The organism is Gelidibacter sp. F63206 (assembly GCF_023015735.1).
On sequence record NZ_JALKAU010000010.1, the window covers coordinates 1 to 334 of the forward strand.

Below are 334 nucleotides of genomic sequence, written 5' to 3' on the forward strand. Positions count from 1 at the left end.
TGTGATGATATTTACCAAAAAGTTCCCGAAGCTTCTGTGCCTCGAGTGCTCTATTTGGCAGATGTTCTTTAGTTCGTCGTTGACCGTTTCTATGACCGATCGTTTTCTCAGCAATATTTTGTCCGACATTGTCATCAGCGAGTTCTTCATGTTGTTCCTGATGGATGTGATCAGCTGTACGCCATCGATGAATAGCATTTCCATCAAGCTCTTTCCAATGTAGCCCTTGTCGGCGAATAGCTTTCCATAGATCTTGTCCAGAAAACGTTCATTTTTGAGCGGCTCCCTGTCGTCCACGTTCGCCTGGGTTATGGTAAAGTTCAGTATTTCCCCC

At 44.9% G+C, this 334-nt stretch carries 1 protein-coding gene; it reads right to left on the reverse strand.

Features of this window, described 5'->3' with window-relative positions; genetic code table 11:
- A partial coding sequence (locus MWU32_RS00060) for a transposase (RefSeq protein ID WP_246936566.1) occupies positions 1-334 on the reverse strand: 334 nt, incomplete at both ends.